This is a genomic window from Curtobacterium sp. MCBA15_013 (genome assembly GCF_001865095.1).
In the GTDB taxonomy this organism is placed as follows: domain Bacteria; phylum Actinomycetota; class Actinomycetes; order Actinomycetales; family Microbacteriaceae; genus Curtobacterium.
The window spans coordinates 81518-94257 of sequence record NZ_MJGQ01000006.1 but is presented as its reverse complement, the minus strand read 5'-3'; the positions used below and the strand labels follow the sequence as shown (position 1 = coordinate 94257).

Below are 12740 nucleotides of genomic sequence, written 5' to 3'. Positions count from 1 at the left end.
GGAGGCGCGGTGCCAGCTGGCACCGCGCCTCCTGTCGTGCGGACCGACCGCGTCAGCGCAGGGCGCTCACCGTGAAGTCGATCGCCTGCACGAGCTTCGCGACGTCGTCCGGGTCGATCGCCGTGAAGGTCGCGATGCGGAGCTGGTTGCGGCCGAGCTTCCGGTACGGCTCCGTGTCGACGATCCCGTTCTGGCGCAGCGTCGCGGCGACGGCCTTGGCGTCGATCGAGTCGTCGAGGTCGATCGTGGCGACGACCTGCGACCGGGCTGCGGGGTCGGTCACGAACGGCGTCGCGTAGTCGACCGACTCCGCCCAGTCGTAGAGCGTCGACGACGAGGTCTTCGTGCGGGTGTCGGCCCAGGCGAGCCCGCCGGACTCGTTGATCCAGCGGACCTGGTCGTCGAGGAGGATCAGGGTCGCGAGCGCCGGGGTGTTCAGCGTCTGGTTCAGCCGCGAGTTGTCGACGGCGTTCTTGAGCGAGAGGAACTCGGGGATGTACCGGCCGCTCGCGGCGATGCGCTCGACACGCTCGATCGCCGCGGGGGAGAACAGCGCGAGCCAGAGGCCACCGTCCGAGGCGAAGTTCTTCTGCGGGGCGAAGTAGTAGACGTCCGTCGCGCTGACGTCGAACGCGGCACCACCGGCGGCGCTCGTGGCGTCGACGACGGTGAGGGCGCCGGCGTCCCCGGCGGCGCGGACGACCGGCGCCATGACACCCGTCGAGGTCTCGTTGTGCGGGTAGGCGTAGACGTCCACGCCCTCGACGATCTCGAGCGGGGCGAGGGATCCGCCGGGGGCTTCCACCACGTGCGGCGCCTCGAGCCAGGGGGCGCCGGCGGCCTTGGCGAACTTCGAGCCGAACTCGCCGAAGGACAGGTTCTCGGCCCGGCGCTCGATGAGCCCGAACGCGGCGGCGTCCCAGAACGCGGTCGAGCCGCCGTTGCCGAGGACGACCTCGTAGCCCTCTGGGAGGTCGAACAGGTCGCCGAGGCCGGCGCGGACGCTGCCCACGAGGTCCTTGACGGGCTTCTGGCGGTGGGAGGTGCCGAGGATCGTCGCGCCGCGGGTCACGAGGGACTCGAGCTGCGCGCCACGGATCTTGGACGGTCCGCAGCCGAATCGGCCATCGGTCGGGAGGAGTTCGGCGGGGATGACGATGTCTGCCATGCACCGATCCTAACGAGCGGTATCCCAGCGCGAGTGACCGTGTACCGGCCGGACGGGGCGGGCCGACGCCGCGCCTCCTGGCCCCATCGCGCACGGACTTTCTTGCACCTTGCAAGTGTTGGTCATTCCATGTCGCCTCGAACAAGTAGGGTGGGGCGCGCTGGGCCCAGACATGAGAGGCGGACCGTGACCGATCTCGTCGACACCACGGAGATGTACCTTCGCACCATCCTCGACCTCGAGGAAGAGGCGATCGTGCCGCTGCGCGCCCGCATCTCGGAGCGCCTCGGTCACTCGGGTCCCACCGTCTCGCAGACCATCGCCCGCATGGAGCGCGACGGACTCGTCGTCGTCTCGGGCGACCGGCACCTCGAACTCACCGACGAAGGACGCTCGCGCGCGACGCACGTGATGCGCAAGCACCGGCTCGCCGAGCGTCTGCTCTCCGACGTCATCGGTCTCGACTGGGCGTTCGTCCACGACGAGGCATGCCGCTGGGAGCACGTGATGAGCGAGCAGGTCGAGGTCCGTCTGCTCGAGATGCTCGGCAACCCGACCGAGTCGCCGTACGGCAACCCGATCCCGGGTCTCGCCGAGATCGGTGGCCCGGCCGCACCCGGCTTCCTCGACGGCGTGCAGAACATCGTCGCCGCGACCGAGGGCACCGACGCCGTCGCGACCGGGGTCATCCGCCGCCTGGGCGAGCCCGTGCAGTTCGAACCGGAGCTCCTCCACCAGCTGCGGTCCGCCGGTGTCATGCCCGGCCGGGTCGCGAGCGTGCAGCGCGCAGGGGCCTACGTCGCCGTGCGCGTCGACGGCGAGGACGCGGGCATCGAGCTCCCGACCGAGGTCGCGCAGCACGTCTACATCGAGCGCTCCTGACCTGTCTGCCCCTGAAACTGGGGCGGGGCGTGTTTCTGTGGCCTGATCAGGGCTTCTTTACCGATTCGTTACAAAGCGGCGGTTTCATCTCGACAAGGTAACGGTCGGCACGTACACTCGACGAGTCCGCCGGCCACCCACGAGGCCCAGGACCCGTGACAGGACGTCTCGAACCCGTCTCCTGTCTCGATCGGAAACGATGACGAACGGATGGGGTTGCACGGTCGGCGATCACCCCCGCTGGCAGTGGTGACGAGACGCCGGAGACACCCTTGACGCAGACCGGTTCCGCCGCGGACGACCAGACGCCCGCGAACCCGACGAACACCGCGAACGCCACCGACGCCCCCCTCTCGCGCCGAGCAGCCCGCGCCGTCACCCCGGTGCGCGACGCTCCGCTCCCCGGCGGCCGTCGTGCCGCCCAGGCCGCGCGTACCGCCGCCTCCACCAAGGCGAGCTCGTCGGCCCGCAAGCGCCGCTTCCTCGCGCCGGTCGTCCTGACCGTGGCTGCGGGCATGTTCGGCACCGTCGCGGTCGCCCCGGCGTTCGCCGCGACGCAGCAGTCGACCGGGACGGACGCCGCGACCGCGCAGCGCCAGGTCCGCACGACCGAGGCCCAGAACTTCTCCGTCTCCGACGCGGTCGCCCTTGCCGGCACGAGCCGCGACGGCTACGGTGCGACGGCGCAGTCCACGCTCGACGCCGAGGCAGCGCAGAAGGCCGCCGACGCCGCGGCGAAGCAGGCGTCCGAGCAGGCCGCGGCCACCCAGGCCGCGCGTGCGCAGACCGCCTCGCAGTACGCGTCGTACACGGGGCCGAGCGCCTCCGACTACGTCGCCTCGTCGACCGCCGCGAACACCCCGTTCTCGCTGCCGGCCGTGGTCGCCACCGCCAAGCAGTACATCGGCACCCCGTACGTCTTCGGCGGCGCGGACCCGTCGGGCTTCGACTGCTCGGGCTACGTCATGTTCGTGTACGCGCAGTACGGCATCAACCTCGCGCACTCCGTGCCGCTGCAGGACCAGGCCGGCACCACGATCCCCGAGTCCGAGGCGCAGCCGGGTGACGTCGTCATCTTCAACAACGAGGCGCACGACGGCTTCTACATGGGCAACGGCATGATCATGGACGCGCCGAAGCCCGGTGGCTCCGTGTCGATCCGCCCGATCTGGACCAGCGACTACCACATCGTGCGCTTCGGCATCTGACCCGTACCGCGGGCATCGATCCCGTGAACATCGCCGGAACCGGCCCGTGCACCCTCGTGCCGGGCCGGTTTCTGACGTACCCTGACCGTGCACCGGCCCGAACGGTCCGAGCAGGGAGACCCCATGTCAGCGTTCCGCACGACCCGCACCATGGGTCGGCGCGCGCACGTCGACATATGGTCGACCACCGCCTGCGTGCACGAGCACGCCCCTGCATGACCTGAGCACTGCCCATCCGGGTGGTGCTCTTCGTGGTTCAGGGGCCGTTCGCGCGAGCGGAGGTCACCTGCGCGGTACCCCGGTCCGACGCACCCGCACAGCCTGGAAGCCGTCCAGGCACGTCGGAAGGGAACCCATGCGCACTCTCGTCCTCAACGCCGGTTACGAGCCCCTCGCGGTGATCTCGTTCCGTCGGGCCCTCGTGCTGGTCATGAACCAGAAGGCCGCCATCGTCGCCGCCGACCTCGACCACCCGGTCACGGGGTCGACGTCGACCTACGATCGTCCGTCCGTCATCATCCTCACCCGGTACGTCCGCATCCCGCACTCGAGACTCGTGCCGGTGTCGCGCCGGGGCGTCCTCCGCCGGGACGCCAACCGGTGCTTGTTGACTGAACTTTCTCTAGGGCGTCGATTGCGTTCACGCTTCCTGTGCGCGGCAATGCCCCGGGCGGCCGCAGCATGAGCCGGACCCTGGTGCTCAACGCCAGCTACGAGCCGATTGCCGTCGTGGCAGCTCGACGTGCGCTCGCCCTCGTGATGAACGGGAAGGCCAGCGTTCTGCTCGACGGAAGGGAGACGCTCCACAGCGCTGAGCTAGCTGTTGCTGAGCCGAGCGTGGTTCTTCTTCGAAACTTCGTGAAGATCCCGAGGCGTCCGATTCCGCTCACTCGTCGGGCTGCGCTCGAGGCATACGACTACACCTGCGCGTATTGCCTCGGCTACGGCGACACACTCGATCACGTGGTCCCGCGGGCCCGCGGCGGGGAGCATTCCTGGGGCAACGTCGTGGTGGCCTGCTTCCGCTGCAACAACCGGAAAGCTGATCGGCTGCTGTCCGAGCTCGGGTGGAAGCTCGCCGTCGACCTCCACCAGCCCCTCCCGAACACCGCCAGCCTCATCCGGAAGCGATGGCGAGAGCCTGAGTGGAGCCAGTTCACGAACCCGTGGGAACACTCCCGCATGGCGCTCGCTGGGTAATAGAGTACCCACTATGTGTCACGCACCTCAGCCGCGAGGAACTCTGCTTTGAGCGAAATGGGCCCGTTTCGAGACGTTCGGACGATCGTCCTGCCGATTGTGGGCAAAGCCAAGAGGGACGCGGCTGACGTGCTCGGCGTGGTTTTCACCGACGCATCGGGCAGCCGAGTGCCGGCCGTCGAACTGTTCTTCCGCAACCTCATCGCAAACGGGGCGTCAACCCGAACGCCGTACTCCTACGCGCAGGACCTCCTGCGCTGGTGGCGATTCCTCCATGCGGTTGGCATCCCGTGGAACAGAGCATCGCGGACCGAGGTCGATGACTTCGTCCTCTGGATGCGCCAGGCGACGCCGAAGCATGGCGGCGACTGGCGCCATCGATCCGAGGAAGGCGCCCCCGCCGTTGGCGGACGCTTCGCGCCGCGAACGATCACCCACAGCATCGCAGTCCTAGCGGCCTTCTACACGTTCCACGAACAACACGACGGACCGATCAGCCCCGTCCCGCCAGTGGGGCGAAACAACGCGCACCACAACCCCGGCCAGCCGTTCGATCACTCGAGGCGAGCGGACGGTCGGCAGAAGATCCCGTGGACTGCACCGAAAGCACTAACGGACGATGAGGCCGACGATCTCACGGCCTCCCTTCGTCACACCCGAGACGAAGCGATCGTCGAGTTTTTCCTTTCAAGCGGCGCCCGCGCTAGCGAACTCCTCGGGATGAACGGCGAGGACCTCGACTGGGGTCGCCAACGGATTAGGGTCCGCCGCAAAGGCTCCAACGCTGAGCAGTGGCTGCCAGCATCACCCGAGGCTTTCGTGCTCCTTAGGAAGCACCTCGGAACCCGGCCACTCCCATGGGGAGTTCCGGTGTGGAGCACGCTCCGCGGCCAGTCCAGGCGGCTGACCTACCATGCATTCCGAGCCGCGCTCCGACGCGCGCAGCACCGAGCGGGCACGAATCACACGATGCATGTATTCCGGCATACGGCTGCGTATCGGTTCGCGAACGAGTCCGACATGACCGTGCCCCAGGTGAAGGAACTGCTCGGGCACAGGTTCATCACCACGACTCAGATCTATACCGAAGCGCGCCCAGAGGAAGTACTCGAAGCTGCCGCTGCCTACCTTCGAGGTGAACGCCGGCAACCCATCGCGCGAGGCCCGATGCTGCAGTACAGCGACAAAGCGCGCCGCGCCCTCTTCGGGAGGCCGCCAGCGTGACCGCGGAGATCCTCACCGACGACGATCGAACTCGGCCGTATAGCGACAGTCACGGGAAGGTTCGGCGACTGTCGCTGCCGCAGCCTGCAGTGCCCGCAGAGAATGGGAACACAGTGACCACGCCAGTGGACTGGCCCAGGACGCATTGTTCGATCGAGAAGGCTCTCGACTACGCAAGGTCCACGCCGTTCCTGCGAGATGCTCCATGGCAGGTGCGCACGCATGCGACGCAGCGCCTCCGTGAGGCCCTCGCTGCGCTGGCGAAGGTCACTGGGAATAGCTGGCAGGAACGTTGGATCAACAGCGAAATCGAACAGTCCCAGGCGCCGTTCGAAGCGCTCATTTCCTTGAAAGGTCGCGCTGTACGGCGACGATACGAGGTGCGTCTGGCGGTAACAGGGCTGACGTGGGCCTTCGCCGTGGACTTGATCCGGCCGTCATATGAGTTCCTATTCCATCAAGTCAGCGCGATGCGGAAGGCGGCACCGTTCGTCCTCAGCACCCGAGACCCCGAGGGGTTTACGGCGCTCCAGGCCGGAATCGGCCGGAGGTCCAAGAATCCTGAGAGGGTACGAAAAGCCGCGTTGCCGCAGCTGGCAAGAATCATGATGCACACCGGTGCACCCTCCATAGGTGACATCGAGATTGCGGACGTTGAGCAGGCGTACGCGATCGGAGCGCGGATCCTCCCGGTACCTCCGGCCGGAGCTACTTACGACGCACTCACGTGGGCTCAGTTCATGCCCGAAGACGGCGCAGCCATGGTGTGGGGGCACCAGAAACGTGTCGGTCAGCTGAGCGTTGAACAGCTGGTCGACCGCACGCAGATATCTCCCGGCCGCATCCGCGACCTTCTCGTCGTCTACCTTCGCGCACGCTCCACGAGCATCGACTACTCGACTCTCACCGGGCTCGTCACGACCTTGGCGAAGAACTTTTGGGCACTCGTACAACAAATCGACCCGGGCGTCGACACACTGCGCCTAGCGCCTGAGGTCGTCGTCGAGTGGAAGGAGCGCGTCCGGTACATCCAGCCTGGGCACGGTCGGGCAGGGCAGAAGCGCGTGAACGTCGGATCGATCTACGCAGCGGTGCGAGCGTTTTACTGGGACATCTCGGACTGGGCGCACCAGTCGCCCGAACGGTTCGCCGAATATGCCGCGCCAAACATCATCAGCAACGACGACATGCGATTACTCGCGAATGAAGCAAGTCGCCAGCGAGCCCGGAGTCACGCCCGCACGCGCGCGCGTCTACCTTTCCTCGAAGCGCTGGCGGAGTCGGTCGAAACGCAACGGTCTTGGTACGCCGAAGCGCTGAAAGCAGCCTCTCCACTCGGCCTCGGAGACTCATTTACTGTCCAGGGTGTTTCGTGTACGCGAACAACCCGCATGTCCGGCAAAGTCGAGCAGGGGCGCCGCCCGCACGCAACTGGCAGCCGCATTTTCGTTACGAGGCACGACACCGGGCAAGTGTTCGACGCCCGTCACCTTGAGGACATCACCTTCTGGCAGTGGGCAATCGTCGGAATCCTGAAGGAAACCGGCATGCGCATCGAGGAGCTCGAAGAGCTTTCCCACACGAGTCTTTCCCAGTACAGACTCCCGTCGACAGGTGAACTCCTACCACTGCTGCAGATTGCGCCGTCGAAGGTTGACCGAGAACGGGTCATGCTCATCTCGCCCGACCTCGCTGACGTACTGACGGACGTCCTGGAGCGCGTGCGGGACAAGAACGGCCGCGTACCAACGTTCGAGCGGTGGGATTCCAACGAGCGGCTGACGCTTCCGCCGATGCCACTGCTTATGCAGAGAGACGTTAACGGGCGAAGAAGCAGCATCAAACGGGGCTGGGTGATGGACCAACTGCTACTGGCTACCACCGCGGCGGGCCTGCTCGACACCGACGGCGAGCCACTCGTGTTCCAACCTCACGACTTCCGTCGGCTCTTCCTCACCGACATTGTTGCTACGGGGCTTCCCATTCACATCGCCTCGAAGCTTGCCGGCCACCGCTCTGTGAACACCACGGAGGGCTACACCGCGGTGTACCCGGAGGAGGTGTTCACCGCTCACCGCCTGTACATCGAACGCCGCCGCGCTGCACGCCCGGAGTCGGAGTATCGGGAGCCGACGGACGAAGAATGGGACGAGTTCCACGCCGACTTCGACAAGCGCGAACTCGAACTCGGGTCGTGTGGCCGGGCGTTCGGGACTCCCTGTGTGCATGAGCACGCATGCCTGCGCTGTCCGATGCTTCGAGTGAACCCCGCCAGGAAGGACCGGCTGGTTCAGAAGAAAGCAAGCATCGAGCGTGACCTGGAGACCGCTCAGCGTCAAGGGTGGGTTGGCGAGATTGGGATTCTGAAGATCACGCTCGCGGGAGCCGAGCAGAAGCTGAAGCAAATGGAGGCGGCGACATCGAGACCCGCGTCGGTCTCGCTTGGGATGCCTGCTCTTCGGCAGCCAGCGTGAGCGGCTTAGCGTCGGCCGGCCTCGGCTGTGCTCTCGGAGGACCGCCACCACGACTTCCCAGCGGTCGTTGTTTCGTAGCGCACGCCCTCCACCCCGGTGGGCCACAGCACCTCTCCGAGCGTCGATTCGAGCTTCGCGATCGTGCTCAAGTCCGGCCAGGTTTGTCCCTCAATGATCCGTCGAATGGCACCCGGGGCGACATCTGCGTCGCGACCCAGCGCACGCACGCTGCCATCCCCGATGACGTCGCGGAGTCGCACAGCGAACCGACGCGCGTACTCGCCGGCGAGCACGTCCGACGGCGCCGCTGGCCAGTCAGACGTCAGCTCGTTCGGGCGCTTCCGAGAGGTTCTGGGCACGGTCGGAGGGTATCGCCATTCCCTGACATGTCGGTGCCCACAGCTACCATTCGAGTGGTGCTGACGAAGTGCTCAGTGGTACAGACTGTCGGACGGTGAAGGCGCGGGGCAACACGATGGCGACAGAAGCGGCGACAATTGAACCAGCAGCTACCCCCAGCGCATCCTTTGGTCTGAGCTCGTTGCGAGCCAATCCCGTCCGCGTTCATGTGGCTGACTGGTTCCTCGGCGGTGCTCCAGAGAACATGGGGGAGTTCGTCGGCTGGGAACTAACCAAGGTTGATGGCCACTTTGCAGGGCGGAACATTGAGAGCGTCGCTGGAACGCGGCCGAACCTGACTCGCCTATCTCGAGTGGGCTTAGACGTCGACCCGGAGAACCTCGCCGGTTACCAACGGGTCGTTGACCGCCTCGGCGCCTTCGATGAGCTCGGCCCGGCACCCGGGTCCTGGGCGGCGGCCGTCGGGCTTCACCACGCGATGCAGGAACGGCATCCGACGGAGTTCGTCCAAGCACTGGCTGGGTTCCGCACACTCATCATCGGCGCTGAAGGTGCCGCAAACCTCCCCGGAATTCTCCGAGATGCGGTGGTCGGCCTCCGTAGCTCCGTGCTCCCCGATGCGGCCGCGTATCTGGTCGAATCAACCGAACGGCTCGGACGACGCTACGCGGTCGCGCGAGCCATGCTGAATGTGGGAGAACGTCCGCCGGAACCAACCAGCACCGGGGAGACCTTCTCGTCCTCGCTGAAGCTGATGGAGGACATCAACATCGGCCTCGGCGCGTACCTCGAGCCCCTGGTCACGAGCCTCAGCCCGCATGTATGGGCGACCACGGCGCCGCGCGCCGGAGGGGTGATCGTCCTCGTCTTCGGCAAAGCCGTCCCATCCCGGCCTCTGCTCGACCTTGACCTCTTAGAGCTGTCCGAGCGGTCAGCTCATATTGCAGCGCTCGACGGTGTGCAGGACATCTCTCCGGCCGCGTACCGAGCGGCGATCACCTGGTGGGTTGAACGTCTCGACCTCGTCTTCTCCCAGCTGACTCAGCCGTCGAACTACGTCGTCGACGGCCAGTACCACCCACCCTCAGCAGTCGAACGGCTCCTCGCGTTCGAACAGCTCTGCCGGTCCGTACAGACCATCGGCAGTTCTCGGGACGGTCACGCGCGCCGACTTGCGCTCTTCCACACACTCGATTCACTCGCCGGCCTGAACAGAACGCTCACACGAGACCGAGCGACAACCCTCAGCAAGATGGAAGCCGTCGTTGCAGACCTCGAGCGACACCTCCCATCCGAAGTCCATCCCGTGCTTCTGCCACGCGCACACGCTGCCGTGGAGGCGCTGCGCGACGTGCAGGACGGCTTCTTCATGAAGTCCCGACTGCGCGACGCCGGCGTCATGCTGCCCGACAAGAACGGCATCGACGTTCGCGTGCCGCTCGCAACCGCCGCGCGTGAATGGCTCGCCGCGCTTCGGAACAGCCAACACGGCATGGACAAGACCCCAACCGCCCGCACACGAGCGCTACTCGCCGCACACACTGGAGCCCTCGACCCACGCATCACCGACCTCGCCTGGCTAGCGCTCCTCGAAGTGCTCGCGCACCCCGAACTACTCGTCCGTCGGTCGCGGTGATCGGTTCCGAAAGCCTGAACGAGTTACTTCCTCGCAGCACGTCGATGTCAACGTCGAAGCGGTACCGTCGCCGCACCCTCGGCTGTGTAGCGTTTATCGCCCCTTCACCGGGCTTTTTTGCGGGACACGCATACGGCAATACCCCTGGTCAGGCGCGAGTGGCCAACGAGGCCCGGCGCTGGCAGCAACTGGGGTGTAGCGGTGAACGACCGGCTATCGGACACCACTGGGCTCGCTGGGGGAGCCGGTTTGGGTGGGAGGATCGCGGTGTGCCGATCGAGCTACCCGCAGGAGTCCTCGGTGTCGTCTTCGACGTGGGCGAGACGCTCGTCGATGAGTCGCGCGCCTGGTCCAGACAAGCGGAAGCTGCAGGCGTCACACCGTTCACCTTGATGGGACTGCTCGGCGCGCTGATCGCGCGCGGTGAAGACCACCGCCGGGTATGGGAGCTCCTCGGGGTCGAGAAGCCCGCGGGGCGCGCGCTGATCGAGGAAGCAGACCTCTATCCGGACGCGCTGCCGTGCCTTCGTGCGGCCCACGAGCGCGGCCTCGTCGTCGGGATTGCGGGAAATCAGCCGGCGGGAGTGGAAGCGCAGCTTCGCGCGGCAGGCTTCTCACCGGACTTCTTGGCGTCCTCCGCAGCATGGGGCGTGCAGAAGCCGTCGCCCGAGTTCTTTACCCGCGTCGTGGCGGAGGCTGGCCTCGAGCCGGGAGCGATCCTCTACGTCGGTGACCGCTTGGATAACGACGTCCTCCCTGCACGCGCTGCCGGCATGCGGACCGGGTTCATCCGGCGAGGCCCATGGGGTCACCTTCACGCTCAACGACCGGAAGCACGCCTCGCGGACCTGCGACTGAACACCCTGGTTGAACTCACCGACGCGATGGTCGCCGGACGGCCAGCCGAGACACTAGCTCCGTCTTGACTAGGCGCAGTCGAGTGTGATTCGAGGGGCGCCGGCAACCGATCGGCTACTGGGACTGCTCAGCCTGCGGGTTCCGCCTCGGATCCATCTGAGTCACTGCGCCGAGGAACTGGGCGGGTTCGTCATCGTCCACGAAGTCAATTGCGACACGAGGATGCACGGGGATGCTTCCGGAGGCGCCCGTGTCGGTCGTGAACCAGACAACGGGCACCGGGTGCAGGCCGTCGCGCACCGCCTCGACTGCGGCAGCCGCTAGGTCAGGCCACGCTGCTTCTTGACTCGGCGAGACACCGAGGGAAGCCCCTCCTCTGATCCGCAGGACTCGCATCGTTTGATCTTCCTCCGACCTGCACGCTGATTTCCAAGACCACGTACCCGTCTCGATGGACGATCGGCTATCGAGACGGTCCGTCCGGCTCAGTGAGCAGCCAGTCGGCGACTTCGCACTGACCGGCGTTCTTGCTTCCTGACGCGAGAACGCGCCCGTCTGTGCGCAGCGCGAGCGTGTGTTGTGAACCAGCGGAAACCTGCACGACGTCACGCCAACGGTCGACGTTGCACTGACCGTGCGAGTTGTCACCGGTGGCAAGCACCCGACCGTCAGCCGTCACACCGACCGTATGGTGACTGCCGGCCGCGATCGCGACCACGTTCCTCCAACGAGCGAGGTCACCGATGCCGGCCGCGTGGTCACCCACACCGAGAACCGTCCCCCGCTCAGTCAGGGCGATCGTATGAAGGTAGCCCGCGGCCACGGCTTGCACGCCCGACCAATCGGTGACGTCACACTGTCCTCGGCGGTTGTTACCAACGGCCAGGACGGTGCCGTCTCCCCTGAGCCCGACCGAGTGCCAGTCACCCGCAGCCACGCCTCGAAGGTCGGTCCAAGACTCGACGTCGCACGCACCCTCGTTCGGACGGCCCGCGGCTCGTGCTGTGCCGTCTTCCAAGACCGCGACGGTCCGCCGCCAGCCCGCGGCGACAGCGATAGCTCCCGTCCACGAGCTGACGTCACACTGGCCGTCTCCGTTCCACCCGGTCGCGAGGAGGGTGCCGTGGGCGGTGAGAGCGACGGTGTGAGAACGTCCCGTGTTCGGTGCGGTGTGAACGTTCCCGACCGCGACGCTGACGACGTGCTTCCAGGTCTGCACGTGGCACTCCTCCGCGTGAGGGTCCCCGGCGGCTAACACCGTCCCGTCCCAGCGGACTCCGATCGAGTGACGCCGACCGGCAGCGATAACCGCAGGGCCGACGTCGCTTCTTTGTGCGGGCATGCATCTCATCATGGCGGCGTCGCTGACCGTCCGTTTGTGCATCGTCTTACGGGACACCTCGAAGACTGTTGGGACGGCAGACGAGCGCCCGGCCGTTAGTTCAGACAATGCGCGTACTGCGATCGGCACGCCACCACGATCGACCACGTGCAGCCTCGCTCGCGCGGGGGCGAGGACTCGTGGGAGAACCTCGTCGCCTGCTGCCTGGCGTGCAACAACACCAAGGGCGACCGCACCCCGCAGGAGATGGGGTGGCGGCTCCGCTTCCGCCCGAAGGCGCCGCACGGCTCCTCGTGGGTGGTGCGGGGCATCGAGCGTCCGCAGTCCGAGTGGGACGAGTACCTGGTGGCCGCGTAGCGGTACCGTGCGGCTGACGCCGTGACGGACC

The 12740-nt window shown here is 66.6% G+C and carries 9 protein-coding genes and 2 pseudogenes; 9 read left to right on the top strand and 2 right to left on the bottom strand.

Translation table 11 applies throughout. The annotated features are described in order from the left end of the window. Window positions 1–52: 52 nt before the first annotated feature. The gene (gene serC / locus BIV01_RS04565; protein ID WP_071302082.1) at window positions 53–1168 is read right to left on the bottom strand and encodes a phosphoserine transaminase; all 1116 of its coding nucleotides are present in this window, start codon (window positions 1166–1168) and stop codon (window positions 53–55) included. 186 nt (window positions 1169–1354) lie between these two features. On the opposite strand from serC, the gene BIV01_RS04560 reads away from it, so the two are divergent. From BIV01_RS04560 to BIV01_RS04520, 8 genes and pseudogenes are all read left to right on the top strand, one after another. Further along, window positions 1355–2050 (top strand): metal-dependent transcriptional regulator, encoded by a 696-nt coding sequence (locus BIV01_RS04560; RefSeq protein WP_022906596.1) that lies wholly within the window; start codon window positions 1355–1357, stop codon window positions 2048–2050. A 272-nt stretch (window positions 2051–2322) separates the two neighbouring features. Next, window positions 2323–3258, top strand: coding sequence for a C40 family peptidase (locus tag BIV01_RS20330; protein ID WP_071294899.1), 936 nt, complete (start codon window positions 2323–2325; stop codon window positions 3256–3258). Window positions 3259–3613: 355 nt separating this feature from the next. Further along, window positions 3614–3862, top strand: a pseudogene (locus tag BIV01_RS04550) (HNH endonuclease); the annotation flags it as partial. Between the two features lie 92 nt (window positions 3863–3954). Then, window positions 3955–4458 carry an HNH endonuclease gene (locus tag BIV01_RS04545; protein WP_254791779.1) on the top strand — a complete coding sequence of 168 codons (504 nt, stop codon included), beginning with the start codon at window positions 3955–3957 and terminating at the stop codon, window positions 4456–4458. A 57-nt stretch (window positions 4459–4515) separates the two neighbouring features. Next, window positions 4516–5682 (top strand): tyrosine-type recombinase/integrase, encoded by a 1167-nt coding sequence (locus BIV01_RS04540; RefSeq protein WP_071302081.1) that lies wholly within the window; start codon window positions 4516–4518, stop codon window positions 5680–5682. Beyond that, window positions 5679–8156 (top strand): site-specific integrase, encoded by a 2478-nt coding sequence (locus BIV01_RS04535; protein WP_139199209.1) that lies wholly within the window; start codon window positions 5679–5681, stop codon window positions 8154–8156. The genes BIV01_RS04540 and BIV01_RS04535 overlap by 4 nt, the downstream gene beginning before the upstream one ends. A 568-nt stretch (window positions 8157–8724) precedes the next feature. Next, on the top strand, window positions 8725–10152 hold the full coding sequence (locus BIV01_RS04525; protein ID WP_139199208.1) for a hypothetical protein: 1428 nt from the start codon (window positions 8725–8727) through the stop codon (window positions 10150–10152). A 269-nt stretch (window positions 10153–10421) separates the two neighbouring features. Beyond that, on the top strand, window positions 10422–11078 hold the full coding sequence (locus BIV01_RS04520; protein ID WP_071302077.1) for an HAD family hydrolase: 657 nt from the start codon (window positions 10422–10424) through the stop codon (window positions 11076–11078). Between the two features lie 395 nt (window positions 11079–11473). On the opposite strand, the gene BIV01_RS18885 is transcribed toward BIV01_RS04520, so the two are convergent. After that, window positions 11474–12229 carry an RCC1 domain-containing protein gene (locus BIV01_RS18885; protein WP_254791778.1) on the bottom strand — a complete coding sequence of 252 codons (756 nt, stop codon included), beginning with the start codon at window positions 12227–12229 and terminating at the stop codon, window positions 11474–11476. 228 nt (window positions 12230–12457) lie between these two features. On the opposite strand from BIV01_RS18885, the pseudogene BIV01_RS04510 reads away from it, so the two are divergent. Continuing rightward, window positions 12458–12709, top strand: a pseudogene (locus BIV01_RS04510) (HNH endonuclease); the annotation flags it as partial. Window positions 12710–12740 lie beyond the last annotated feature (31 nt).

What these genes read in the sequence shown, in the direction of transcription:
- serC (WP_071302082.1), bottom strand. Translation starts at nt 1,168, where the DNA reads ATGGCAGACATCGTCATCCCCGCCGAACTCCTCCCGACCGATGGCCGA.
- BIV01_RS04540 (WP_071302081.1), top strand. Translation starts at nt 4,516, where the DNA reads ATGGGCCCGTTTCGAGACGTTCGGACGATCGTCCTGCCGATTGTGGGC.